Source organism: Streptomyces sp. NBC_01232 (assembly GCF_035989885.1).
Lineage (GTDB): Bacteria > Actinomycetota > Actinomycetes > Streptomycetales > Streptomycetaceae > Streptomyces.
In genome coordinates this window covers 3,460,410-3,485,884 of sequence record NZ_CP108518.1, presented here as the reverse complement: position 1 = coordinate 3,485,884, position 25,475 = coordinate 3,460,410, and the positions used below count along the sequence as shown (strand labels likewise).

The 25,475-nt window shown below is 71.3% G+C and carries 21 protein-coding genes, 1 tRNA gene and 1 riboswitch; of the genes, 16 read left to right on the top strand and 6 right to left on the bottom strand.

Features of this window, described 5'->3' with window-relative positions; translation table 11 throughout:
- Nucleotides 1-37: 37 nt before the first annotated feature.
- Both OG444_RS16045 and OG444_RS16040 read left to right on the top strand, forming a co-directional pair.
- On the top strand, nt 38-682 hold the full coding sequence (locus tag OG444_RS16045) for a hypothetical protein (RefSeq protein WP_327262821.1): 645 nt from the start codon (nt 38-40) through the stop codon (nt 680-682).
- Nucleotides 679-2,187: a serine/threonine-protein kinase gene (locus tag OG444_RS16040; RefSeq protein ID WP_327262820.1), complete on the top strand. Its 1,509-nt coding sequence runs from the start codon at nt 679-681 to the stop codon at nt 2,185-2,187. The genes OG444_RS16045 and OG444_RS16040 overlap by 4 nt, the downstream gene beginning before the upstream one ends.
- 34 nt (nt 2,188-2,221) lie before the next feature.
- On the opposite strand, the gene OG444_RS16035 is transcribed toward OG444_RS16040, so the two are convergent.
- Nucleotides 2,222-4,597: a YfhO family protein gene (locus OG444_RS16035; RefSeq protein WP_327262819.1), complete on the bottom strand. Its 2,376-nt coding sequence runs from the start codon at nt 4,595-4,597 to the stop codon at nt 2,222-2,224.
- A 278-nt stretch (nt 4,598-4,875) separates the two neighbouring features.
- On the opposite strand from OG444_RS16035, the gene OG444_RS16030 reads away from it, so the two are divergent.
- Nucleotides 4,876-5,499 carry a SurA N-terminal domain-containing protein gene (locus tag OG444_RS16030; protein WP_327262818.1) on the top strand — a complete coding sequence of 208 codons (624 nt, stop codon included), beginning with the start codon at nt 4,876-4,878 and terminating at the stop codon, nt 5,497-5,499.
- A 79-nt stretch (nt 5,500-5,578) separates the two neighbouring features.
- The gene (locus OG444_RS16025) at nt 5,579-6,601 is read left to right on the top strand and encodes a nucleoside triphosphate pyrophosphohydrolase (protein WP_327262817.1); all 1,023 of its coding nucleotides are present in this window, start codon (nt 5,579-5,581) and stop codon (nt 6,599-6,601) included.
- 27 nt (nt 6,602-6,628) lie between these two features.
- Here the strand turns inward: OG444_RS16025 and OG444_RS16020 are convergent, their stop codons facing one another.
- Nucleotides 6,629-7,834, bottom strand: coding sequence for a globin domain-containing protein (locus OG444_RS16020; RefSeq protein WP_327262816.1), 1,206 nt, complete (start codon nt 7,832-7,834; stop codon nt 6,629-6,631).
- A 121-nt stretch (nt 7,835-7,955) separates the two neighbouring features.
- Here OG444_RS16020 and OG444_RS16015 point away from each other — a divergent pair, with 121 nt between their 5' ends.
- The 9 genes from OG444_RS16015 to OG444_RS15975 all read left to right on the top strand — a co-directional run bounded on the left by OG444_RS16015 (nt 7,956) and on the right by OG444_RS15975 (nt 18,573).
- Entirely contained in the window at nt 7,956-9,245 is a 1,290-nt protein-coding gene (locus OG444_RS16015; protein ID WP_442810533.1) for a cytochrome P450 family protein, read from the top strand.
- A gap of 88 nt (nt 9,246-9,333) precedes the next feature.
- Nucleotides 9,334-10,344, top strand: a complete 1,011-nt coding sequence (locus tag OG444_RS16010; protein WP_327262814.1) for a transglycosylase family protein — start codon at nt 9,334-9,336, stop codon at nt 10,342-10,344.
- Nucleotides 10,345-10,623: 279 nt separating this feature from the next.
- A riboswitch (cyclic di-AMP (ydaO/yuaA leader) is annotated at nt 10,624-10,796 on the top strand.
- Nucleotides 10,797-10,798: 2 nt separating this feature from the next.
- A complete protein-coding gene (locus OG444_RS16005; protein WP_327262813.1) occupies nt 10,799-11,512 on the top strand; it encodes a transglycosylase family protein in 714 nt (237 codons plus the stop codon).
- A 291-nt stretch (nt 11,513-11,803) separates the two neighbouring features.
- Nucleotides 11,804-13,084 carry a phosphopyruvate hydratase gene (gene eno / locus OG444_RS16000; RefSeq protein WP_030763520.1) on the top strand — a complete coding sequence of 427 codons (1,281 nt, stop codon included), beginning with the start codon at nt 11,804-11,806 and terminating at the stop codon, nt 13,082-13,084.
- A gap of 99 nt (nt 13,085-13,183) precedes the next feature.
- Complete coding sequence (locus OG444_RS15995; RefSeq protein ID WP_327262812.1) at nt 13,184-13,672, top strand: FtsB family cell division protein; 489 nt, start codon at nt 13,184-13,186, stop codon at nt 13,670-13,672.
- A gap of 56 nt (nt 13,673-13,728) precedes the next feature.
- The gene (locus tag OG444_RS15990; RefSeq protein WP_327262811.1) at nt 13,729-14,280 is read left to right on the top strand and encodes a DUF501 domain-containing protein; all 552 of its coding nucleotides are present in this window, start codon (nt 13,729-13,731) and stop codon (nt 14,278-14,280) included.
- Nucleotides 14,277-15,218: a Ppx/GppA phosphatase family protein gene (locus OG444_RS15985; RefSeq protein WP_327262810.1), complete on the top strand. Its 942-nt coding sequence runs from the start codon at nt 14,277-14,279 to the stop codon at nt 15,216-15,218. Before OG444_RS15990 ends, OG444_RS15985 begins: the two co-directional genes overlap by 4 nt.
- A 390-nt stretch (nt 15,219-15,608) precedes the next feature.
- Nucleotides 15,609-16,994, top strand: a complete 1,386-nt coding sequence (locus tag OG444_RS15980; RefSeq protein ID WP_327262809.1) for an NAD(P)/FAD-dependent oxidoreductase — start codon at nt 15,609-15,611, stop codon at nt 16,992-16,994.
- A gap of 169 nt (nt 16,995-17,163) precedes the next feature.
- The gene (locus OG444_RS15975; protein ID WP_327262808.1) at nt 17,164-18,573 is read left to right on the top strand and encodes a cyclopropane-fatty-acyl-phospholipid synthase family protein; all 1,410 of its coding nucleotides are present in this window, start codon (nt 17,164-17,166) and stop codon (nt 18,571-18,573) included.
- A 66-nt stretch (nt 18,574-18,639) separates the two neighbouring features.
- Here OG444_RS15975 and OG444_RS15970 read toward each other — a convergent pair whose 3' ends face one another.
- Together OG444_RS15970 and OG444_RS15965 are read right to left on the bottom strand one after the other, a co-directional pair.
- On the bottom strand, nt 18,640-21,192 hold the full coding sequence (locus tag OG444_RS15970) for an ABC transporter permease (protein ID WP_327262807.1): 2,553 nt from the start codon (nt 21,190-21,192) through the stop codon (nt 18,640-18,642).
- 55 nt (nt 21,193-21,247) lie between these two features.
- A complete protein-coding gene (locus OG444_RS15965; RefSeq protein WP_327266803.1) occupies nt 21,248-22,012 on the bottom strand; it encodes an ABC transporter ATP-binding protein in 765 nt (254 codons plus the stop codon).
- A gap of 419 nt (nt 22,013-22,431) precedes the next feature.
- Here OG444_RS15965 and OG444_RS15960 point away from each other — a divergent pair.
- Nucleotides 22,432-22,513 (top strand) — tRNA-Leu (locus OG444_RS15960).
- Between the two features lie 146 nt (nt 22,514-22,659).
- Entirely contained in the window at nt 22,660-23,508 is an 849-nt protein-coding gene (locus tag OG444_RS15955; protein ID WP_327262806.1) for a Bax inhibitor-1/YccA family protein, read from the top strand.
- 142 nt (nt 23,509-23,650) lie between these two features.
- Here OG444_RS15955 and OG444_RS15950 read toward each other — a convergent pair whose 3' ends face one another.
- Nucleotides 23,651-23,881: a DUF4287 domain-containing protein gene (locus OG444_RS15950; protein WP_189971141.1), complete on the bottom strand. Its 231-nt coding sequence runs from the start codon at nt 23,879-23,881 to the stop codon at nt 23,651-23,653.
- Nucleotides 23,882-23,983: 102 nt separating this feature from the next.
- Between OG444_RS15950 and OG444_RS15945 the strand changes: the two genes are divergently transcribed.
- Nucleotides 23,984-24,334, top strand: a complete 351-nt coding sequence (locus OG444_RS15945; RefSeq protein ID WP_327262805.1) for a hypothetical protein — start codon at nt 23,984-23,986, stop codon at nt 24,332-24,334.
- On the opposite strand, the gene OG444_RS15940 is transcribed toward OG444_RS15945, so the two are convergent.
- Nucleotides 24,318-25,133 (bottom strand): hypothetical protein, encoded by an 816-nt coding sequence (locus OG444_RS15940; RefSeq protein ID WP_327266802.1) that lies wholly within the window; start codon nt 25,131-25,133, stop codon nt 24,318-24,320. The genes OG444_RS15945 and OG444_RS15940 overlap by 17 nt on opposite strands.
- Nucleotides 25,134-25,475 lie beyond the last annotated feature (342 nt).

Here is a 25,475-nt window from a genome sequence, read left to right as displayed (position 1 = left end):
CCCGAAACTTCTTCCGCACGGCCCGTCAGGAGCAGCGATGCACGGCCCCGGCCTTCCGCCGCAGCACGGCCCCCAGTCCAATTCCGGGGGTGTGGTGGCATTGCGCGTCGTGTTCATGCTGCTGCCCGTCCTCAGCTGCGGCTTCCTCGCCTGGGGGTCACTGCTGCGGCTCGCCCTGGTCACCCGCAAGTCCCGTGACTGGATCCTGATGGTGGTCAGCGGCGTGCTGGCCGTCGTGTGGATGACGCTCATCCAGATCGACCCCACCCCGGACGTCAACGGCTGGCAGGGCAACCTGGGGGCCGGTGGCTCGATCTTCACCGGCTTCGCGATCTGCGTGTACTTCCTCGTCGCCGACATCAAGTACCACGAGGCCCTGCGGACGGCTCCGACCGCGCAGTGGTACCCGGCGCAGTCCGCTCCGTACGCCCACCCGCAGCCGACCGGGCCCGCCTACGGCTACCCGCCCGCCTCCACGGCCACCACCCGGCCCTCCACCCCGGCGCCCACGCCCACCCCGGCGCCGCCCCAGGTGCCGCCGCAGGCGACCCCGCCCCCGCGCATCGGGCAGGTCCGGGCCGAGCTCGACGAGCTCAGTGAGCTGCTGCGCAAGCAGACCCCGCCGGCCGGCGGCCCCCGCAACGATCCCCACCAGACCCCGTTCCAGGACCCGCACCAGTGACCGACCGGCTCATCGGCGACCGCTACCAGCTCGCGACCATCCTCGGCCAGGGCGGCATGGGCCAGGTCTGGACCGCGTACGACCGGCGCCTCGACCGCCGCGTCGCCGTCAAACTGCTGCGCCCCGACAAGGTCGCCGGGCCCGGCACCGTCGCCGAGGAACTGCGCCGCCGCTTCGTGCGCGAGTGCCGGGTCACCGCGCAGGTCGACCACCCCGGCCTGGTCACCGTGCACGACGCGGGCAGCGACGGCGACGAACTGTTCCTCGTCATGGGCTACGTGGAGGGCGCGGACCTCGCCGACCACCTCGCCGAGCACGACCCGTACCCCTGGCAGTGGGCGGTCGCCGTCGTCGCGCAGCTGTGCTCGGTCCTGTCGGCCGTGCACGCGGTGCCGATCGTGCACCGGGACCTGAAGCCGCGCAACGTGATGGTCCGCCCGGACGGCACCGTCCTCGTCCTGGACCTCGGCGTCGCCTCGGTGATGGACACGGACACCACCCGCCTCACCAGCACCGGCTCGCCCATCGGCAGCCCCGCGTACATGGCGCCCGAGCAGGCCATGGGCGGCGCCGTCGGCCCGTACACCGACCTCTACGCCCTCGGTGTGCTGCTGTACGAACTCCTCAGCGGCAACGTCCCCTTCGCCGGATCCACCGCCCTCGGCGTCCTCCACCGCCACCTGTACGAGCCCCCGCTCCCGGTCCGCCAGCTGCGCCCGGAGGTCCCGCCGGAGCTGGAGAAGCTCCTGCTCCACCTCCTCGCCAAGGACCCGCAGGACCGGCCCGCCTCCGCCCAGGAGGTGTACGAGGCCCTGGCCCCGCTGCTGCCCGCCCGCGACAGCCGCACCCCGTCCGGCCCGCTCGACCCGACCCGGCCCTTCCTGCGCCCGCAGGCACCCTGGCCGGACCGGGCCACGGCCGTCCCCCCGCGGCCGAGCACCCCGCCCGCGCCGCCCAAGGCCGACGTCCCCGGCGCCGTGGACGAGGCCCGCAAGCTCCTGGACCAGGGGCAGCTCACCCAGGCCGTGGACATCCTCGGCGGCATCCTCCCGGCGGCCGCCGCCGAGCACGGCGAGCACTCGCCGGTGGTCCGCTCCCTGCGCAAGCAGTACGCGGCCACGCTGATGGACGACGGCCAGTACCGCCGCGCCCTGCCCGAACTGCGCCGCCTCGCCGACGAGTTCCCGGCCGGCGACCCCCAGTCGCTGCGCTTCCGCTACGACTCGGCCCAGTGCCTGGAGCAACTCGGCGAGCCGGCCGCCGCCCTGGCGGAGTACCGCTCGCTGCTCCCGCTCTTCGAGAACCACTACGCCAACCCCGACCCGGGCCTGCCGCTGGAGGTCCGCCGCCGGATAGCCCACCTGCTGCTCTCCCTCGGCGACCGCCAGGCGGCCCACGACACCCTGGCCCGCCTGCTGTTCGACGCGGAACGGCTGCACGGCCCGGCCCACCCCTTCCCGGCCGAGATCCGCCGCACCCTGCACTGGCTGAGCCAGGTCCGCTGATGCTCCTCTTCGGCGGACCCTTCGCCGAGGACTTCTACGCCGGCCCGCCCGCCTGACCCGGGGCCCCGCCCCGGTGCCGGCCGTGCAGGGCCACGGCCAGCAGGACCCCCAGCCCGCCCGCCAGGGCCGCCAGCCCCGGCAGCAGACCCGGCGGGCGGAACGTGCAGCTGAGCTGCCCGGTGCCCGGGGACAGGGGCAGCGCGACCAGTCCCAGGTGGGCCGATGCGGGGCGGCCGTTGCAGGTCCAGCCCGCGATCGCGGGGACCGAGAGGACCGCCGTGCCCGTGGCTCCCTCCGGCAGGCCGGCCCGGATCCCCGAGGGCCCGACGCGCACCGAGGTCGCCGCCGTGGCCCGCAGGGCGGCCACCGCGGCATCGAGCCGCTGCCGGTCCAGGCAGGACAGGGTCCACCGCGGGGGCGCGGCCGCGTCGAAGACCAGCGCCGAGGAGGCCCCGCTCGAGGGGCCCATCGGCTGGAGGGCCGCCCGGTTGCGGGGGGCGCTGCCGTTCAGGCGGAAGGCCGGGCCGTCCGCGAGGCGGGCCGTCGCGTTGTACTCCGGCGCCCACAGGTAGGCGTCCGTGCCCGCGCGGCAGACCCCGGGCGCGAGCGGGTCCTCGTACACCCGGGCACCCAGCAGCGCCTCCTGGTTGGCGAAGGGGGAGTCGTCGGCGTAGGAGAGGGGCGGGCCGGGCGGGCGGATCGTCACCAGCGGGGGCACCTGCGTCCTGCGGACCGTGCCGTCGCTGCGCAGGCGTGCGCCGACCGCGAAGACGGCGTCGGTCACCGGGTTGTCGAGGCTCTGGACGTTGCGTCCGCGCGAGGTCCAGCCGGCGCCGAGGGCGGCCATCGTGCGCGTGAACACGTCCGGGGTGTGGCTGCTGTAGTACGAGCCGCCCTCCCCGCCGAGCAGCAGCGGGTCGTTGCCCGACAGCGCGGGCCGGCCCGGGTCGGTGCGGTACGCGGGCCAGCCGTCGGCCGCGGCCAGGGCCTCGGCGTGCGCGGTGTGCGCCGGCCCCCAGGACGGGTAGTCGTCCAGGCCGCCCAGCTTGCCCCGGTGGCCGTACGCGGTGGTCGCGGCGGCCTGCGCCAGCAGGACCAGCGCGAGCAGCCCGGCCGCCGGACGCGCGAGCCGCCGGTGGCGCAGCCCCCACCAGGCGGCGCCGGCCAGCACCAGCCCGCCGCCGAACAGCGCGTACCCCGGTGCCGTCACCAGCGGGCTGCCGCCCGCCCGGAGCACGGCGGCCGCCAGTACGCCCGCCCCCGCCGCCAGCGCCACCGGCCGCGGCGGGCCCGCCGCCAGCCCGGTCCAGGCGGCGATCACGGCGATCCCGGCCAGGACGAAGGTCTGCCGGTACGGACTTCCGTTCGGGGTGGCGAAGAGGTGCCAGGCCAGGTGCGTCGGTGCCCACTGGAGGGAGAGCGCGACGGCCACCGTCAGCCCGGACCACCACAGCCGGGTGCGGAGCGGGACCGCGCGGTGGAAGGGCAACGCGGCCACCAGGAGCAGGGTGCCGGTCCCCACGAAGACGGCGGGGGAGGAGAAGGAGTAGGTCCCCGGCAGCAGCCGCGCGAACAGGTCCGCCCAGGACACCGGGAGGAACTCCCTGTTCCACCCCGGGTACGCCTGCCCGGAGCTGAGGAAGAGGGGCAGGAGCACGGGCGCGGCCAGCACGATGCCCAGCACGGTCGTCCCGGCCGCCCGCGCGATCACTGCGAGCCGGGTCCGGGCACCCTCCCGGGTGAGCACCACCCGTACCAGCAGCACCAGCGCGGCACCCAGCGTCGCCATGTAGGCGGTGTAGAAGTTCGCCGTCCAGCAGACCGCGACGACCAGCGGGGCGAGCACCGCGCGCCGGCCGCGCAGGGCCCATTCACCGGTCAGGCACAGCAGGGGGAAGGCGATCAGCCCGTCCAGCCACATCGGGTTGTAGGCGGCCTCGATCACCGACCAGCCGCACAGCGCGTACGAGGCCCCGAGCAGCGCGGCCGTCCACCGGGGCCCGCGGCACTGTGCGAGCAGCAGCCGGCACATCGCCGCCGCGGCGGCGGCCGTCTTGAGCACGGTGACGACGTACACGGCGAGGTCGATGTCGGCGCGCGGGAAGAGGCCGACGAGGACCGCGAAGGGGCTGGTCAGATAGGTGCCCAGGTCCGGCAGGAAGCTCATGCCGTAGCCGGAGCGCCAGTTGAACAGCAGCCCGCCCTCCGCGCGGCCGTGCAGGAGGTCCCACAGCTGCGCGTGGAAGGGGACGAACTGATTGCCGAGGTCGTTGACGCTTCGGTGGCGCGGTCCGTACGGGAAGACGCGCGCGGCCGCGTCCCCGGCGCAGAGGGCGACCGCCGTGAGGAGGGCGGCGAGCGCCGGGCCGAACAGAGCCCGGCGGAGCGGTGAGCGGTGCGTTGTCGGCATGGTGGGCCGACCTTCGCAGCGCCGGGTGACCAAGGGGTTGCCCCGGGGTGGCCAACGGCCGATCCGGTCGCCGCCCGGGTCGCGGGGTCCCCAGGATGGGTGACGGATGGCGCGGCGGGCACGCCGGTGCGGGCCGACTCGCTTATGAACGGTGCGTGTTCGGTCCGCGCGCGAATCGTTGGTCGAACCGGTGGTCCGGATCACCGTGACCTCATAACATCGATCACCGCACGGCCCTTTGTGCACCGACGCACAATCTCCCGGCCCTGGAGGCTCCTTTGCACCGTCGCACAGCGCTCTCCGTCTCCACCGCCCTGCTCGTGGCGGCGCCCTTGCTGTCCGCCTGCTCGGGCGAGCCGCGTCCCGGCACCGCGGCCGTCGTGGGCGGCGAACGCATCACCACCTCCTCGCTCCAGGCGCAGGTGAACGACGTCCGCGCGGCGCAGAACCGTTCCGGGCAGGCCGCCGCCGAGCTCATCGCGAGCACCCCCCACCTGGAACGCCAGAAGCTCGACGCGGCCCTCCAGAGCCGGATCATCGACAAGATGGCCGACACCGCCGGGCTCACGGCCACCCAGAAGGACATCGAGGACGAACGCAGGACCCGCGCCGCCGAGAGCGGCGGGAACGAGCAGTTCGAGGCGGTCCTCCTGCACAAGGGCGCCATGGCCCCCGCCCAGGTCGACCGCTTCCTGCGGGACCAGGTGCTCTTCGCCAAGCTCACCGCCAAGTACGGAGCGGGGAAGCTGGAGGAGCCCGCCCGGGCCGCCGTGAAGGCCCTGCACATCGAGGTGAACCCGCGCTACGGGGCCTGGGACGCCAAGGAGATCAGGCTCGGCGGCGGGGAGACGCCCTGGATCACCCAGCGGACCCGGCCCGAACAGCCCCCTGCCGGGGCCTGAGCACCCGGAAGTCCGCCGGTCCGCCGGTCCGCCGGTCCCCCCGGGCCGTGGGCCGGCGGATCAGAGGTAGGTTCGGAGGGTGACCGACCACTCCGAACCCACCACCGCGGCCGCCGGCGAGCCCACGGGCCGCATCGTCCTGCTGACCACCAGCCACCGGGTCGCCCCCGGCGTACTGTCCTGGCCGGCGTGGCAGACCCTGCACGCCGCGGACCGGGTGCTGTGCGCCGACCCCGGTCACCCGCAGCTGCCGTACCTGGCGGAGGCGGGCGTCGAGGTCGCGTTCGAGAGCCCGGACGCGCACGCGCTGGTCGAGGCCTGCGCGGGCGGCCGTACGGTCGTGGTGCTCCCGGGCGGCGAGGGCGACCAGCGGCTCACCGACGGACTGGCCCGGCTGGCCGGCTCGGGCCGGGTCTCCATGCCCGATCTGGAACTGCTGCCCGGCTCGTACGATCTGCCGGGCGCGCGCCTGCTCGACCTGGTCCAGGTGATGGACCGGGTCCGGCGCGAGTGCCCGTGGACCTCCCGGCAGACCCACCTGGGCCTGGCCAAGTACGCGATCGAGGAGGCGTACGAGCTGGTCGAGGCCATCGAGGACGGGGACCGGGACGAGCTGCGCGAGGAACTCGGCGACGTGCTGCTGCAGGTGGTCTTCCACGCGCGGATCGCCGAGGAGGCCGGCGGGGACGACGAGGACGCGGCCGAGGCCTTCTCCATCGACGACGTGGCCGGCGCCCTCGTCACGAAGCTGATCCACCGGCATCCGCACGTCTTCGGCGACGCGAAGGCCGAGACCCCGGAGGACGTCAAGGCGCACTGGCAGCGCACCAAGGCGGTGGAGAAGCGGCGGGAGTCGGTCACCGACGGGATCCCGGTGGGCCAGCCCGGCCTGGCGCTCGCGGCGAAACTCGCGGGCCGGGCCCGTACGGGCGGCGTGGCCGTGGAGCTGCCCCGCGGCGAGGGCATCGGGTACGAGCTGCTGGCGCTCGCGGCGCGCGCCGAGGCGGAGGGGACCGACCCGGAGACCGCGCTGCGCGCGGCGGCCCGCGCCTACCGGGACGCGATCCGGGCCGCGGAGGGCATCGCCGACCCGGCGCAGTAGCCGCCGGGATGCCCGGAAGGACACCCCCTAGTGCGTCCTCGGGGCGCGGGCCGACGGGTTGTGCCAGTGGGGCGCCGGGGGGTCCAGGAACCATTCGCGGAATCCCAGCGGGCGCTCGGGGTGTCCCTGGACCCGGGCCGGTACGGAGTCGTGGAAGAGGTGGCCGGGGACGGCGCCCAGCTCCCGGAGGAGGTGGGCGGTCTCGTCGATGAACTGCGGCGGACCGCTGAGGTAGACGTCCTGGTCGGGCCACAGGCCCCGGTTGCCCAGCGCGGTCGCGAGCCGGTCGGTGGCCTGGTTGCGGTGCTGCCCGGGGGCGGGCGCGATGTAGGTGACGGCGAGCCAGCCGCATTCGGCGGCGTACGCGTCGATGAGCGGGCGGTCGTAGAGGTGCGCGCCGTCCCGGGCCACGACGAAGAGCCGTACGTCCTGATCGGGGGGATGCTCCGCGAGATCCTCCAGCATGGCCCGGATCGGCGCCCAGCCCGTGCCGGCGGCGATCAGGCTGGCCGGGCGGTCCCCGCGGCGGAAGGTCAGCTGCCCGCCGGCGGCGCCGAGCCGCAGCACGTCGCCGGGCAGCGTCTCGCGGACGAGGGCGGTGCTCAGCCGCCCGTGGTCGATCCTGCTGACGTGCAGGTCGACGGTGCCGTCGGCGCGGGGGGCGTTGCCGATGGAGTACGTGCGCCAGACCGTCGGGAGGCGTTCGCTGCTCACGCTCGTGTACTGGCCCGGGAGATAGGGGAAGGGCGCGTGCGGCCTCAGTGTCAGGACGCCGATGTCCGGCCCGTACGTGAGGTGGCGCACGACCTCCGCGTCCCACCACGGCGGGTCCTCGCTCGCGTCGGCGCCGGCCGTCATCGCATCGGCCATCACCTGGTACGCCTCGGCCCAGGCCTTCTCGACCGACGGGGTCCAGGCGGCGCCGGAGGTCTCCGCGAGCGCGGCGAGCAGGCTGGCGCCCACGGCGGCGTAGTGCTCGGGGCGGACCAGGAACTTGCGGTGGTCGCGTCCCAGGTCCCGCAGATAGGGGCCGATCGTCTCGTCGTCGAAGTGGGTGATCACGTGGGTGAGCGCGGCGAAGAGCCGGTCCCGCTGGCGCTCCATGTCGTGGAGGGAGTCCGGGAAGAGGGCACGGACTCCGGGGTTGTGCCAGAACAGGTGGGAGTAGAAGAACTTGACGGCGTGCTCGGCCCGTCGCTCCACCACCGCGAAACTGCTCTTCAAGATCCTCACATCCACAAGACCGAAAGTAGGAATGTCACAGAAGGCCACGTCAAGGGATGGACGATCTACGGACAGCCGCGACGAACGACCCATATCGGATGGGAGCTCGGCGCCGGGATACGGTCATCAGGTGCACGAGCAGACCTCCGAAAACCCCGCCGACACCCCTTCCGCCGAGGGACCCACCCTCTTCGACTGGGAGTTCGCGACCGACCCCTACCCGGCCTACGCCTGGCTGCGCGAGCACTCCCCGGTGCACCGCACGAAGCTGCCCAGCGGGGTCGAGGCCTGGCTCGTCACCCGGTACGCCGACGCCCGCCAGGCCCTCGCCGACCAGCGGCTCAGCAAGAATCCGGCGCACCACGCGGAGCCCGCGCACGCCAAGGGCAAGACCGGGATCCCCGGCGAGCGCAAGGCCGAGCTGATGACGCACCTGCTCAACATCGACCCGCCGGACCACACCCGGCTGCGGCGGTTGGTGTCGAAGGCGTTCACCCCGCGCCGGGTCGCCGAGTTCGCCCCGCGGGTGCAGGCGCTCACCGACCACCTCATCGACGGGTTCGCGGAGAAGGGAGAGGCGGATCTCATTCACGAGTTCGCCTTCCCGCTCCCCATCTACGCCATCTGCGAGATGCTCGGCGTACCGCGCGAGGACCAGGACGACTTCCGCGACTGGGCGGGCATGATGATCCGCCACGGCGGGGGCCCGCGGGGCGGGGTCGCCCGGTCGGTCAAGCAGATGCGGACCTATCTCGGTGAACTCATTCACCGCAAAAGGGATGATCTGGGCGACGACTTGATCTCCGACCTGATCCGGGCGAGCGATCACGGTGACCATCTGACGGAGGGCGAGGCCACCGCCATGGCCTTCATCCTGCTCTTCGCCGGCTTCGAGACCACCGTGAACCTCATCGGCAACGGGGTCCACTCCCTCTTCATGAACCCCGGGCAGCGCGAGCGCCTCCAGCTCTCCCTCGCGGCCGGCGAGAGCGGACTGCTGGCCACCGGGGTCGAGGAACTGCTGCGCTACGACGGTCCCGTGGAGCTGGCCACATGGCGGTTCGCCACCGAGCCGCTGACCCTCGCGGGCATGTCCGTCGAGGTCGGCGACCCGGTCCTGGTCGTCCTCGCCGCCGCCGACCGGGATCCCGAGCGGTTCGCGGACCCGGACACCCTCGACCTCTCACGGAGCGACAACCAGCACCTCGGATACGGTCACGGCATCCACTACTGCGTGGGTGCCCCGCTCGCCCGGCTCGAAGGACAGACTGCGCTCGCGACTTTGCTGACGCGCCTGCCCGATCTGGAGCTCGCCATTCCGCCCCAAGACCTGCGCTGGCGTGGGGGGTTGATCATGCGAGGGCTACGTACTCTTCCCGTTCGGTTTACAGCTCAAAACACTTCAGCGACATCTGATTAAAAGTCAGATCCAGCTTGAACTTGTGACAATCGTTCGAAGGCCGCTAGGTTCTGCCGTTACCCCGCTGTTATGCGAAAGGTGCACCTACATGCGTTCCGGGAACGGCCGCCACAGACGCCCCCGCCAGGTCCCCGCGCTGGTCGTCACAGCCGGAGTCACTGGCTCCGCGCTGGCTCTGCCGCTGCTAGCGGCAACCAGTGCCACCGCCGCCGACACGTCCACATGGGACAAGGTCGCCGAATGCGAGAGCGGTGGCGCCTGGAGCGCCAACTTCGGCAGCGGCGCCTACGGCGGACTCCAGTTCACCCAGGAGGAGTGGCAGAGCGCCGGCGGACTCGACTTCGCCGAGCGCCCCGACCTCGCGAGCCGGTCGCAGCAGATCGCGGTGGCCGAGCGGGTGCTCGGTTCGACGGGCCCGCAGGCCTGGCCGCTGTGCGCGGCCTCGGCCGGACTGGACCGGCAGAGCCCCGCCGCACAGGTGGACCCCGGTCTGCCCGGCGGCAAGGGCCCGCTCGCCCCGGCGCCGGCCCGCCCGGACGACGCGGTTCCGTCCACCAAGGGCGGCAAGCCGTCCACGGACTACGGGTCGCCGACCCCGAGCCCGTCCGACACCCCGTTCCTCATTCCCGACGCCCCGTCCATCGGACTGCCCGTCATGCCCGCGCCGGACGTCCCGACGACGCCTCCCGTCGACCCGACGCTCCCGGGCACCACGCCGGCCCCCGTCGACCCGACGGCCCCGACGCTGCCGGTGGACCCGACCGCGCCCACGACCCCGCCCGTCACGCCCGGACTGCCCCCGGTCTCCCCGACGGACCCTGCGGCTCCCGGGGCTCCGGAGACGCCCGAGACCCTGGGTGCCACTCCGGGCGTGGGCAACGGCAAGCACCGCGGTGCGCCTGCACCCGAGTCGGCGGGCCCCTCTGACGTCTCGTCGAACCCCACGTACACGGTCCAGGCGGGCGACAGCCTGGCGACCATCGCGGTTGCCAAGGGCGTAAAGGGCGGCTGGAACGGTCTCTACGAGGCCAACGAGCAGGTCATCGGTGAGGACGCCAACCTGATCAAGCCCGGCCAGAACCTGGATCTAACCACGTAATAAGGACAGTTCAGTTATCCGGAAAGGGTCGAATGTCGGTTTTCGTCAAGTGAGACATGCGTCTCTTCCGGTCAACTGGCGTGTCTCTCCGCGGGGCTTCCGCAAACACCGCCCTCACCTGCGCAAACACCTCTGCGGGGAGCGCAAGTAGGGGCCGTTTCTCCCCGATGTTCCTCGTTGAACATCGGGGAGAGACCTGTCTACCTTCTGAATCGCTCGCCACCGCGAGCTCCTTCGACCGCATCGCCGAATCCTGCCGGCGGACGGGGGGAACAGTCGTCGCGTCAAGCGCCGAAGGCAGGAGCGGGGGAACCAAGGTAGGTGCCGGGAGCGGCCGTTGAGAGACGGTCACGCCACCGGCTAGGGGTTAAGACGTGCGCTAGGTCGCACGGCCGGGCAACTCACTCGCCCGAACCCGACAGCTCACCTCGTAGGCGTCGGTGAGGAGAACTCCATGCTGCTTTCCGGCAAGGGCAAGCACCGTCGCGGTACCGCCATCGAGCGGTCCGTCCGCATCGTCACGCTCGCCGGTGTCGCCGGTGTGGCCGTGGCCGCCCCGCTGATGGCCGCGGGCACCGCCAGTGCCGCCACCACGTCCGAGTGGGACAAGGTCGCGCAGTGCGAGTCCGGTGGCAACTGGGCCATCAACACGGGCAACGGCTACTACGGCGGCCTGCAGTTCTCGTCCTCCACGTGGGCCGGCCACGGCGGCAAGGCGTACGCCCCGCAGGCCAACCAGGCCACCAAGGCGCAGCAGATAGCCGTCGCGGAGAAGGTCCTCAAGAACCAGGGCAAGGGCGCCTGGCCGCACTGCGGCAAGGGCCTGTCGAACGCCGCCAACAACGGTGGCGGCACCGGCACCCCGGCGTCGAACAAGCCGCAGACGAAGCCGCAGCCGAAGCCGAAGACCGAGAAGAAGACCGAGACCAAGGCCGCGCCGAAGACCGAGCGCGCCGAGGCTCCGGTCACCCGCTCCGAGCGCACCGAGGCTCCGGCCGCGCCGAAGACCGGCAACGGCTCGTACGAGGTCAAGCCGGGCGACACCCTGGGCACCATCGCCGAGACCAACGGCGTCAAGGGCGGCTGGGAGAAGCTCTTCGAGCTGAACAAGGACATCGTCTCGGACGCCGACCTGATCTTCCCGGGTCAGAAGCTCAAGCTCAGCTGAACATTGCGGCAAAAGCCGCAAAACCCTGTGCAGGACGTCCTCTGACTGTGTGCAGGATGCCCACCGCCCGGCGCGTGCTCCACGCGCCGGGCGGTGCTGTTCCCGGCCTCCGTGGGCCGATGATCAAGGGGCTATGTCCCGGAAGAGGGGTATTCGGTCCCTTTTTCGTCCCAGGGTCCGGGCGGTCGGCCGGTCGAGTGCCCGGAGCCGGTTAGGCTCTAGGCGGCAAGGCCATCCCACGGCCTGACACGCCACCGCACACCCAGCGTCACATCCCAGAAGGAGATGCTCGTGCCGTCCATCGACGTCGTCGTAGCCCGGGAAATCCTGGACTCCCGAGGCAACCCCACGGTCGAGGTCGAGGTGGGCCTCGACGATGGCAGCACCGGCCGTGCTGCAGTTCCGTCCGGCGCCTCCACCGGTGCATTCGAGGCCATCGAGCTCCGTGACGGTGACCCCGACCGTTACTTCGGCAAGGGTGTCGAGAAGGCCGTCCTCGCCGTCATCGAGCAGATCGGCCCGGAGCTCGTCGGCTACGACGCCACCGAGCAGCGTCTGATCGACCAGGCCATGTTCGACCTGGACGCCACCGACAACAAGGGCTCGCTCGGCGCCAACGCCATCCTCGGCGTGTCCCTGGCCGTCGCGCACGCCGCGTCCGAGGCCTCGGACCTTCCGCTCTTCCGCTACCTCGGCGGTCCGAACGCGCACCTGCTGCCCGTTCCGATGATGAACATCCTCAACGGTGGGTCGCACGCCGACTCCAACGTGGACATCCAGGAGTTCATGATCGCCCCCATCGGCGCGGAGTCCTTCTCCGAGGCGCTGCGTTGGGGTGCCGAGGTCTACCACACCCTCAAGAAGGTCCTGCACACCAAGGGCCTCTCCACCGGCCTGGGTGACGAGGGCGGCTTCGCCCCGAACCTGGAGTCGAACCGCGCCGCGCTCGACCTCATCATCGAGGCCATCAAGCAGGCCGGCTACACCCCGGGCACGGACATCGCGCTCGCGCTCGACGTCGCCGCGTCCGAGTTCTACAAGGACGGCCAGTACGAGTTCGAGGGCAAGTCCCGCTCGGCCGCCGAGATGACCGACTACTACGCCGAGCTCGTCGAGGCGTACCCGCTCGTCTCCATCGAGGACCCGCTGTTCGAGGACGACTGGGACGGCTGGAAGACCATCACCGACCGCCTCGGCGCGAAGGTCCAGATCGTCGGTGACGACCTGTTCGTCACCAACCCGGAGCGTCTGGCCCGCGGTATCGAGGAGGGCTCCGCGAACGCCCTGCTCGTGAAGGTGAACCAGATCGGTTCGCTGACCGAGACCCTGGACGCCGTCGAGATGGCCCAGCGCAACGGCTTCAAGTGCATGATGTCCCACCGCTCCGGTGAGACCGAGGACGTCACCATCGCCGACCTCGCCGTCGCCGTGAACTGCGGTCAGATCAAGACCGGCGCCCCGGCCCGCTCGGACCGCGTCGCCAAGTACAACCAGCTGCTGCGCATCGAGGAGATCCTCGACGACGCCGCGGTGTACGCGGGCCGCTCCGCCTTCCCGCGCTTCAAGGGCTAATCACCCCCCTGAGGGGCTGGCCTCCGTACGTCCCCGCACTCGGTCCCGTACCGTGTGCGGGGACGTATTGCGTAGTGCGTACCTAGGGGAGGCGGACCAATGGCCGGGAACCGGGATCGGTTCTCCACCTTCTCCACCGCGACCAGGCTCAAGCAGCTCGGTGAGCGGACCGCCGCCCACGTCTACCGGTCGCAGTCGCGGCGTCAGGTCCGCCGCAGCCGGCTCACCGGCCGTGCCGCGCTCCTGGTGCTCGTCCTCTGTACGCTGGTCGTCGCCCTCGCGTATCCGATGCGTCAGTACGTGTCCCAGCGCTCGGAGATCGCGGAGCAGCAGCGGGCCGCCGCGACCGCGCGGGAGCGCCTGGAGCGGCTCCGCGACGAGAAGGCCCGCTGGCAGGACGACGCCTACGCGGAGCAGCAGGCGCGCAAGCACCTGCACTTCCTGCGCCCGGGGGAGATCGGCTACATCATGAGCGACCCCGGGGCCCAGCCCCCACAGCCGAACCGGACCGGCCAGGCCGGCTCCGACCGGCCCTGGTACTCCAACGTCTGGGACGGCGTCGACAAGGCCGACCGCCCCGGCGACTGACCCGTACCGCCGTACCGCAGCACCCATCCACGAGAACGAAGAGACTTCCTCCAGGCATGCAGACGCCCCCGCCCCAGACCGACCGGACCGAGCCGACCGACGCGGACATCGAGGCGTTCGAGCAGCAGCTCGGCCGCCCGCCGCGCGGACTGCGCGCCATCGCGCACCGCTGCCCCTGCGGGCAGCCGGACGTGGTGGAGACCGCCCCGCGGCTCCCCGACGGCACCCCCTTCCCGACGCTGTACTACCTGACGTGCCCGCGCGCGGCCTCCGCGATCGGCACGCTGGAGGCCAACGGCGTGATGAAGGAGATGCAGGCCCGGCTCGCCGAGGACAAGGAACTGGCCGCCGCCTACCAGGCCGCGCACGAGGACTACATCGAGCGGCGCGACGCCATCGAGGTGCTCCAGGGCTTCCCGAGCGCCGGCGGCATGCCGGACCGGGTCAAGTGCCTGCACGTGCTGGTCGGCCACTCCCTGGCCGCCGGCCCCGGGGTGAACCCGTTCGGCGACGAGGCCCTCGCCATGCTGCCCGAGTGGTGGGCCAAGGGCGCCTGCGTCGTGCCGTGCGGTGAGAAGAAGACGGACGACGGGGAGTCGCGGGCGTGACCCGGGTCGCCGCCGTCGACTGCGGCACGAACTCCATCCGGCTGCTCGTGGCGGACTGCGACCCGGCCACCGGCGAGCTGGTCGAGCTGGACCGCCGGATGACCGTCGTCCGGCTCGGCCAGGGCGTGGACCGGACCGGCCGCCTGGCCCCGGAGGCCCTGGAGCGCACCTTCGCCGCCTGCCGCGAGTACGCGGGGGTCATCAAGGAGTTCGGCGCGGAGCGCGTGCGCTTCGTGGCGACCTCCGCCTCCCGGGACGCCGAGAACCGGGCGGACTTCGTCCGGGGCGTCCTGGACATCCTGGGCGTCGAGCCCGAGGTGATCTCCGGTGACCAGGAGGCGGAGTTCTCCTTCACGGGTGCCACCAAGGAGCTCACGGCCCACGAGCACCTGGAGCGGCCGTTCCTGGTGGTGGACATCGGCGGTGGCTCCACCGAGTTCGTGGTCGGCGAGGAGCACGTCCGGGCGGCCCGTTCCGTGGACATCGGCTGCGTCCGGATGACCGAGCGGCACCTGGTGGTGGACGGGGTCGTCACGGACCCGCCGACCGCGGAGCAGGTCGCCGCGATCCGGGCGGACATCGAGGCGGCGCTGGACCTGGCCGCCGAGAGCGTCCCGCTGTCCGAGGCGCGCACCCTGGTGGGCCTGGCCGGCTCGGTGACCACGGTCGCCGGGATCGCGCTGGGGCTGCCGGAGTACCGCTCGTCGGCCATCCACCACTCCCGGATCTCCTACGAGCAGGTCCGCGGGATCAGTGAGCGGATGCTGACGCAGACGCACGCCGAGCGCGCGGCGATCCCGGTGATGCATCCGGGCCGGGTGGACGTGATCGGCGCGGGCGCGCTGGTGCTGTTGGCGCTCATGGAACGTATCGGCGCTTCCGAGGTTGTCGTGTCGGAGCACGACATCCTCGATGGAATCGCTTGGTCCATCGCCTGAACGACCTTCGAAGCAGCCTGTGAGGGGCTCTCGGGGCGGTGATCCAAACAAAGTTCGTGAAGTTCTTCACAAGGAAAAAGGGTCTGTTGGGTCGGCGGAGGGGTCCTTGGGGCCCTTCCGGGGGCCCTCAGGCCCTTTTTCCGTCGCGTTCGTGCGATCCGCGGAGGCGACGGGTTCCGCGTCAGAGGTATGGACGAACCCCTGTGGTCCAGTCCGCTTTCGGCCTTGGAGGCCAGTTCAGGACGGGTGAACAACGACTCCGGACACCTCGTGGTTCCCGTCGCGCACCATGACCTCCGTCACGTGGGCGGCGGAGTGTAGCAGAGGGTCTCCCAGTCCTTGTGAAGGGGCTCACGAGCGACACCCCTTTGGGTGCTGGATACTCGTTCCATGAGCACCACGGAGCGTCCCAGGATCCTCGTTGTAGGAGGTGGGTACGTAGGCCTGTACGCAGCCAAGCGCATCATGAAGAAGATGCGCTACGGCGAGGCGACCGTCACGGTCGTCGACCCGCGCTCGTACATGACCTACCAGCCCTTCCTCCCTGAAGTGGCCGCAGGCAGCATCTCGCCTCGGCACGTCGTCGTCCCGCTGCGACGCGTGCTGCCCAAGGCAGAGGTCCTCACCGGCCGGGTCACCAGCATCGACCAGGACCGCAAGGTCGCCGTCGTCACGCCGCTCGTCGGCGAGGCGTACGAGCTGCCCTTCGACTACCTGGTGATCGCGCTCGGCGCCGTCTCCCGCACCTTCCCGATCCCCGGCCTCGCCGAACAGGGCATCGGTATGAAGGGCGTCGAAGAGGGCATCGGCCTGCGCAACCACGTCCTCGAGCAGCTCGACAAGGCCGAGTCCACGACGGACGAGAACGTCCGCCGCAAGGCCCTCACCTTCGTCTTCGTCGGCGGCGGCTTCGCCGGTGCGGAGACCATCGGCGAGGTCGAGGACATGGCCCGCGACGCCGCGAAGTACTACTCCACGATCAAGCGCGAGGACATGCGCTTCATCCTGGTCGACGCGGCCGACAAGATCCTTCCCGAGGTCGGGCCCAAGCTCGGCACCTGGGGCAAGGAGCACCTCGAGTCCCGCGGCATCGAGATCTACCTGAGCACCTCCATGGACTCCTGCGTGGACGGCCACGTGGTGCTGAAGAACGGCCTCGAGGTCGACTCCAACACCATCGTGTGGACCGCCGGCGTCAAGCCGAACCCGGTGCTGGCCCGCTACGGCCTGCCGCTGGGCCCGCGCGGCCACGTCGACGCCCAGCCGACCCTCCAGGTCACGGGCACGGACTACATCTGGACCGCCGGCGACAACGCCCAGGTTCCGGACATGGCCTCCCGCAAGGCCGGCGTCGAGAACGCCTGGTGCCCGCCGAACGCCCAGCACGCGCTGCGCCAGGCCAAGGTCCTCGGCGACAACGTCATCTCGGGCATGCGGGGCTTCCCGCAGGCCGAGTACTCGCACTCCAACAAGGGTGCGGTGGCGGGCCTCGGCCTCCACAAGGGCGTTGCGATGATCGTCATGGGCAAGACGAAGATCAAGCTCAAGGGCCGGCTCGCCTGGTACATGCACCGTGGCTACCACGGCATGGCCATGCCGACCTGGAACCGCAAGATCCGCGTCTTCGCCGACTGGACCCTCGCCATGTTCCTCAAGCGCGAGGTCGTCTCCCTCGGTGCGCTGGAGACCCCCCGCGAGGAGTTCTACGAGGCCGCCAAGCCGGCGCCGGCCCCGGCCGCCGCCGCGGCCCCGGCCGAGAAGGCCAAGGCCTCCTGACCGGTGTGACCGGCCGGACCTGAGCTCCACCGGGTCCAACGGCTTCACCTGTACGACCTGCACGACCCCGAAGGGGCCGCCCGCCATCCGTGGTGCGGGCGGCCTCTTCGGCGTACCCGGGGCCCGGGATGGGTAGACGGAGGGGTCGGAGCTTTTGTGGAGGTGCGCCATGACCGACGCCGCGCCGCGGCTCGCCGTTGTTGCCGAGACTCTGATGGGTGCCCCGCTGCCGGTGCGCGTGCGTGCCTGGGACGGCAGTGAGGCGGGTCCGCCCGACGGTCCCGTGCTCGTGATCCACGACCGCCGCGCCGTGCGGCGGATGCTCTGGAGGCCCGGCGAGCTGGGTCTGGCCCGCGCCTGGGTGGCGGGGGAGCTGACCGTCGAGGGCAGCCTGTTCGACCTGCTGGACCGGGTGGCGGGCCTGCTGTGGGAGCGGGAACGGGAACTGCCGCCCGTCGGCCCCGCCGTCTCCACGGCGCAGGGCGGGCCCGGACGGTTCGCGGCGCTCGGGGGCGCCGTGCGCCGCGCCGGTCTGCCCGCGCTCTCCCGGCTGCCGGGGGCGAAGTGGCGCGATCCCGCCCACCGGGCCGCCGCGCGCGAGCTGATCGCCCTCGCCGGACCCCTCCCGCCGCCCGCGCCCCCCGCCGAGGAGGCGGCCTCCCGGCGGACCGGGCCGCGCCACAGCAAGGTCCGCGACCGCCGGGCCGTCAGCCACCACTACGACGTCGGCAACGACTTCTACGAGCGGGTGCTCGGCCCCTCGATGGTGTACTCCTGCGCCTACTGGAGCCCCGGCTCCACCCTGGAACAGGCCCAGCGCGACAAGCTGGACCTGGTCTGCCGCAAGCTCGCCCTGCGGCCCGGGGACCGGCTGCTCGACGTCGGCTGCGGCTGGGGGTCCATGGCGCTGCACGCCGCCCGCGAGTACGGCGTCCGGGTCACCGGCGTCACGCTCTCCCGGGAGCAGGCCGTGTACGCCCGTAAACGGGTCGCCGACGCGGGACTGACCGATCTGGTGGACATCCGGATCCAGGACTACCGGGACGTCAGCGACGGCCCGTACGAGGCCATTTCCTCCATCGGGATGGCCGAACACGTCGGGGCCGACCGCTACCGGGACTACGCCCGCACCCTGCACGCCCTGCTGCGCCCCGGCGGACGGCTGCTGAACCACCAGATCGCCCGCCGCCCGGAGCCCGACGAAGAGGCCTACCGGATCGACGAGTTCATCGACGCCTACGTCTTCCCCGACGGGGAGCTCTCCCCGCTCGGCTCCACGGTCGGCGAACTGGAGCGGGCCGGCTTCGAGGTCCGCGACGTGGAGGCGCTGCGCGAGCACTACGGGCTGACCCTGCGGGCCTGGGTGTCCCGCCTGGAGGAGCACTGGACCGAGGCGGTACGGCTGACCTCCCCGGGGCGGGCCCGGGTCTGGCAGCTCTACATGGCGGCCTGCGCGCTCGGCTTCGAGCGGGGCCGCCTCGGGGTCAACCAGGTGCTCGCGGTGCGGCCCACGGCGTCCGGGGACGCCCGGCTGCCCCTGCGGCTGCGTACGTGGGACGCGGAAGCAGAAACGGTCTAGCACTGCGACGGGAACGCGGAAGGGCCCCAGGCGATGCCTGGGGCCCTTCCGGTGTCCGTGTCGCCGCTACTCCGTCTTGATGGCGGTGAGCATGTTCAGGCGGGCGGCGCTGCGGGCCGGCCACATGGCGGCCAGGACACCGACCACGGCGGCCAGCAGGAGGAAGATGCCGATCCGGTCCCAGGGGAGGATCAGTTCGTAGTTCGGCATGGCCTTCGCCATCGTGGTGCCGACCGCCCAGGCGAGGAAGACGCCGATGGCGACGCCCAGGGCCGCTCCGAAGAGCGAGATGACCACGGCCTCCAGGCGGATCATGTTCTTGACCCGGCCCCGGTCGAGACCGATCGCCCGCAGCATGCCGATCTCCTGGGTCCGCTCGAAGACGGACATCGCCAGGGTGTTGACCACGCCGAGCACCGAGATGATCAGCGCCATGCCGAGCAGGCCGTACATGACGTTCAGCATGGTGTTGATCATGCCGCCCATCTCGTTGCGCATGTCCTGCTGGGTGGCGACGTTGATGGCCGGGTTCTTGCCCAGCGCGTCGACGACCTTCTGCTGGCCGGCCTTGGACGCCCCGCCGTCGACGTTGACGTACACCTCGGAGACGGCGCTCTCCTCGCTGTGCTGGGTGAGGATCTTGTCGTCGAGGACGAACGGGGAGAGCAGGCCCTCCATGTCCTTGTAGACCGCGCCGACCTTGAGGGTGCCCTGCTGGCCGTCCTCGTACCGCACGTCGAGAGTGGAGCCGACGGTGAGGTTCTGCTTCGTGGCGGTCTTCTCGGCGACCAGGACCTCGCCCTTGCCGAGGGAGTCCACCGAGCCGCTGACGGTCTCGATGTTCAGCAGCTGGGCGATCGCGGCCGGGTTGACGCCGGAGGCGGACCGGAAGTCCTCGCCGACCATGAAGTAGCCGGCCGTCTGCGGGGAGACCGCCTTGATGCCGGGGGTCTTGGCCAGGGTCTCGGTCACCGACCTGTCGAGGTAGCCCATGCCGCCGGCCATGGAGACCTTGTAGTCGGCCTTGAGCTTCTCGGTGCTCATCCGGTCGACGACCTTGCCCACGGTGATGCCGAGCACCGACAGGGTGGTGACCAGGGTCAGGCCGATCGCCAGGGAGGCGGCGGTGACGGCGGTGCGGCGCGGGTTGCGGACGGCGTTCTGGGAGGCCAGCTTGCCGGGGATCCCGAACACCTTCTGCAGCAGCGGGCGGATGGCCCCGATGACCGGCCTGGACAGCAGCGGGAGCAGCACGATCATGCCGATGAGCATGAAGAACGCGCCCGCGCCGATGGTCATGCGGCCGTTGTCGCCGCCGGTGGACACCCCGAGCAGGACCAGGCCGATGCCGAGGACGCTGATGATCGAGCCGAGGACGTTGCGTACGACCAGCGACTTCGCGGTGGCCGGCAGGTGGGCGCTGCCCATGGCGGCGACCGGGGCGATCCGGCCGGTGCGCCAGGCGGGCAGCAGCGCCGCGACCGTCGTGACCAGGATGCCGATGACCAGGGCCGCGATGATCGTGCCCGGGGCGATCACGAGCTCGCCGCCCGGGAGCTTGGCGCCGAAGGAGCCGATCAGGGAGCGCATGGCGACGGCCAGGCCGACACCGCTGATCAGGCCGACGACGGCGGACAGGGCGCCGACGACCAGGGCCTCCGCGAGCACCGAGCGCATGACCTGACCGCGGTTGGCGCCGACGGCGCGCAGCAGGGCCAGCTCCTTGGTGCGCTGGGTGACCAGCATGGTGAAGGTGTTGTAGATCAGGAAGATGCCGACGAAGAGGGAGATGCCGGCGAAGACGAGCAGCATGGTGCCCATCTGGCCGAGGCCCTCCTCGATGTCCTTGGCCTGCTTCTTGGCGAGCTCGGCGCCCGTCTGCGCCTTGGTGTGCTTGCTGTCGACGAGCGGCTTGATGTCGGCGAGCAGCTTGTCGGCGGAGGTGCCGTCCTTGGCCGCGACCGACATCTCCAGGAAGTAGCCGGGCTTGAGGTAGAGCTCCTGGGCGACCTTGGTCTCGAAGAGCACCAGGCTGCCGCCGGCCTGGACGGCGCCGTCCTCGGTGGTGAAGACACCGGCGAGGGCGTACTCCTTGACCGGGCCGTTGGTGGCGACGCGCACCTTGTCGCCGACCTTGTACTTGCCCGCCTCCGCTGTCGCCTTGTCGAGCGCGACCTCGTCGGCCTTGGCCGGGCCGGCGCCCGCGATGAAGGCGTAGTGCGGGTCCTTGCCGTCCTTGACGGGCGTGTAGTTGGCGCCCTGGTTGGACCAGCCGGCGCCGATCAGCTTGCCGTTCTCGTCGCCCACACCGGCGAAGCCGGTCACGCGCCCGGAGACGGAGTCGACGCCCGGGAGCGCCCTGACCTTGTCGAGGGTGGCCTGGCCGATGCCGGGCTCGCCCTCCTTCTCGCCGTTCTCGTTGCGGCCCTGGCCGTACGAGGTGACGGAGACGGCCACGCCTTCGTAGCTCTTGGCGGACTGGCCGGAGAGGGACTTCTTGAGGGTGTCGGTGAAGACGAGGGTGCCGGAGACGAAGGCGACGCCGAGGGTGACGGCGAGCACCGTCATCAGCAGCCGGGCCTTGTGCGCGAGGACGTTGCGCAGGGCGGTACGGAACATGGGATGTGATTCCTGGGGCTGGAAGTCTGGAGGAGGGCTTCGGGAGTGGCCCGGATCAGCTGGTGCGGCCCTTGGCGTCGAAGGCCTTCATACGGTCCAGCACGCCGTCGGCGGTGGGGCTGAGCATCTCGTCGACGATCTCGCCGTCGGCGAGGAAGATGACGCGGTCCGCGTAGGACGCGGCGGCCGGGTCGTGGGTGACCATCACCACGGTCTGGCCGAGCTCGCGCACCGAGTTGCGCAGGAAGCCGAGGACCTCGGCGCCCGAGCGGGAGTCGAGGTTGCCGGTGGGCTCGTCGCCGAAGATGATCTCCGGGCGGGAGGCCAGGGCGCGGGCCACGGCCACGCGCTGCTGCTGGCCGCCCGAGAGCTGCGTGGGGCGGTGGGAGAGGCGCTCCGAGAGGCCGACCATGCTGATCACGGCGTCCAGCCACTGCTTGTCGGGCTTGCGGCCGGCGATGTCCATGGGGAGCGTGATGTTCTCCAGGGCCGTCAGGGTCGGCAGCAGGTTGAAGGCCTGGAAGATGAAGCCGATCTTGTCCCGGCGGAGCTGGGTGAGCTGCTTGTCCTTCAGGCTGCCGAGCTCGGTGTCGCCGATGCGGACCGAGCCCGCGGAGAAGGTGTCGAGGCCGGCGACGCAGTGCATCAGCGTGGACTTGCCGGAGCCCGAGGGGCCCATGATCGCGGTGAACTGTCCCTGCGCGAAGTCCACGGTGACCTTGTTCAGGGCGACCACCTGGGTCTCGCCCTGGCCGTACACCTTGGAGAGCTCGGTGGCGCGGGCGGCCACGGTCTGAGCGGTGTGCGGGGCGTAGTTCATGGTGGTCACGGGACGGCTCCTCGGGCTGTGGTGCGGGGACACTTCCATCCTCGCCGCGGGCATCCCCGTCGCGGATCAGCCGCCGTGCTTGTTTCCCGGCCCACTGGAGTCTGACGGCGGGCGGGTGCGTCTCCTCCTCTGGTATGACAGGAGCCTGATCGACGGGCCACGGCCCGGGGTGGCGGAGCGGGTGGCGCGGGGGATGGCGAGGGGATGGCGGGGGCCATCGAAATCCCGTCATTCCCGTACAGGTGGTGATCGACGTCCAGAACGGGCCGACCGTGCATTCTCGGGCCTGACGAACCCTCAAGCGCCAATAAAATCAGACAACATCGGAAAGTTCGCAGGTTGGCAGGGGGAGCGATCCGGATAGGCTCGGCTCAGCGTTCAAGGCTTTTTGACGGGGGCCGCCACGCCTTGCCCGGATGGTGGAATGCAGACACGGCGAGCTTAAACCTCGCTGGCCTTCGGGCCGTGCCGGTTCAAGTCCGGCTCCGGGCACTCCGCAGCTCCCGCGGGGCTCCCCCCTTTATCCCCTGCGCTTCGCCACGCCTTCTCCTAAGATCCTCCTCCAGCAGTAGGGTGCTTTCTTTGCGAGCGCATTACTCTTGATGCAAGGCCGCGCTCGGTGGCCACGGAGGAGTGAGATGAGGAGCAGTAACCCGGTCTTCTCGCGACGGGGGTTCAGCCGCGACAACGGCGGCTACGCGGGGTTTGACGCGCAGCCGCAGCAGGCCGGGACCAACCCGTACGCGACGAACCCGTACGCGACCGACCCGACCACGGGCATGCCGCAGGCCCCGGCCCGCGCCAATGTGATGACGATGGACGACGTCGTGAGCCGTACGGCCATGACGCTCGGCACGCTCATCGTGACGGCGACCCTTTCCTGGGTGCTGCTGCCGGTCGACCCGGACAGCCTCGGAATGTCGTACGGCATCGCCATCGGCGCGGCTCTCGTCGCGTTCGTCCTCGCGATGGTCCAGTCCTTCAAGAGCAAGCCCGTCCCGGCCCTGATCCTGGCGTACGCGGCGTTCGAGGGTGTCTTCCTCGGCGTCATCAGTGCGGCCGTCAGCACCTACCTCGGCCCCGGCGTCGTCATGCAGGCCGTGATGGGCACGATGTGCGTCTTCGCCGCCGTGCTCTTCGCCTACAAGATGCGCTGGATCCGCGTCACCCGCCGCTTCTACGGCTTCGTGATGGCGGCGACGCTCGGCTTCATCCTGCTGATGCTCGTGAACTCCCTGTTCGCGGTCTTCGGCGGCGGTGACGGCCTCGGCTTCCGCAGCGGCGGCCTCGGCCTGCTGTTCGGCGCCATCGGCGTCATCCTCGGCGCCTGCTTCCTCGCCCTCGACTTCAAGCAGGTCGAGGACGGCATCACCTACGGTGCCCCCCGCGAGGAGTCCTGGCTGGCGGCCTTCGCCCTCACCATGACCCTGGTGTGGATCTACGTCGAGATGCTGCGCATCTTCTCGATCCTCTCGGGCGACGACTAGCAGGACCCGCACGCCGACGACCGGCCTGCACACAGCATGGGGAAGGCCCCGCGAGCACACCGCTCGCGGGGCCTTCCCGCATTCAGGGAGTACACGGACGAGGGATAGGCGGTACGCGGATACGTGGGTCGGGGGAGAGGACTCAGCCGAACCGGCGTGCGGCTCTGCGCAGGTCGTACTCGTGGATGATCGCCTTGGCCTGGCCGTACGACAGCTCGTGCGCGCCGCGCAGCCAGCTGACCTTCTCCTCGAACCGGACGAGTGAGGGGCCGTCGTCCACGGTGCGGAGCCAGTCGGAGAGTTCACGACCGGTGGTCTGGGGGATTCTGTCGATCATGTTGCGGTGTGTCTGTTCGGAGAACTCTACGGACATGGGCGCCTCCGGAAGGTTTGCCGTGGCTGTTCTCTTCACGCCACCGTGCCGGAGAGTTCGCCCGTTGGCAATGGTGCCCGGACGGCGCGTAGGGTCGGCCGCGTGCTTGATACTTCGCCCCTGACCGCCGTCGTGGAACGTTTCGCCGACCGGCTGCGGGCCGCGCCGCAGAGCCGCCTGCAGCAGGGCGCCGCCGCCGCGGCGCTGGAGCTGGCCCGCGAACTCTCCGTACGGGCCCAGCGGATCGAGACGCCCGGGCAGGAGCCGAGGGAGGTGCCGGACGCCGGCATCTTCGTGGTCGGCGACCAGGTGGCGGTGACGGGCCGGGACCTCGCCGAGGCACTGCGGGCCGCGGCCACGGCCGGCGCCCCGGACAGCGCGAAGGCCCCGTCCGAGGTGCTGGACGAGGCCGTGCGGCTGGTGGAGCAGGCGGAAGTCAGAGCGATGCGATGACGCGGTCCGCGAGGATGTAGACGTTGCTGTCGGGGTCCTCGGCGTCGCCGCACGAGAAGGTCAGCGCGTAGGCGCCGGAGATCCCCGAACCGCCCAGCAGGACCGGCGCGGTGCCCGAGCGCAGGGCCTCGGCCAGGCGCTCCGCGGTCTCCCGGTGCCCCGGGGTCATGCACAGCGTCGTGCCGTCCGTGAAGACGTACACGTCGAGCGTGCCCAGCGGCCCCGGGCGGACGTCCGCGAGGGCCGTACGGGCCTCCGCGAGCTCCTCCAGGCGGTTCACGGTGCGCTCGTGGTCGGCACCGGGGTGCGAGGCCTGCACGGGTACGAAGTCGGGGTGCGAGGGGTGGCGCCGGCGCGCGGCGGCCAGCTCGGCCGAATCCTCGGGGTACCCGGGAAGCTCGTCGAGGATCTCCTCGCCGAGCACGGGCTCCAGGCCCACCAGGTCGGCCTGCCGGGGCAGGAAGACCGGGCTGTCCTCGCCGAGGCCGGGCAGGCCGCCCAGCAGCGAGGGAGCGTCGGCGGCGTCACGGGCCTCCTGCGCGGCCCAGAAGGCACGCGCCTCGGCCAGCTCGCGCTCGCGCTCCTCGGCGAGGGCTTCGGCCACGGCGGCTCGTATCTCCGCGGCGGGGGACTCCACGGCGCTGCGGGCGTGCGGGACGGTCGCACCGCGAGGGTGGACCGGCAGCGCCAGCTCAGTGCGCAGGGCGGTGACCTGCTTGCGCAGACCATGGACGGCGTGCAGCGCAGCAGCGCCCACGGCCGTGGCAGCGGCCGTGGTCAGCAGCAGGGCAAGAGACATGGCGCTCACTGACTAACTCCTGAGGTATTCGATCCCCCGACTTCCTACATCAGAGTGTCCCGACCTGGGAATGGCGTGCAGTGCATTACGTCACGAAATGGACAGGGCTTTGGTCACACCCGCACCCTCTGTACCGCCATTGACCTGCGTAAACATCTATCCCCCAGGAGATAGGTCACATCCTGGGGGAAATTTGGTCACAGGTCGGCTGCGACCGGGTTGGATCCGGCGTCAGTACGCCGCAAGGGATCCGGCCGGATCCCTTGCGGCGCCCGGGACGCGCTCTTGATCGACTCAGCTCGGGCGCTCGATCCGGGTGGTCGCGCTGATCTTCGCCACCGC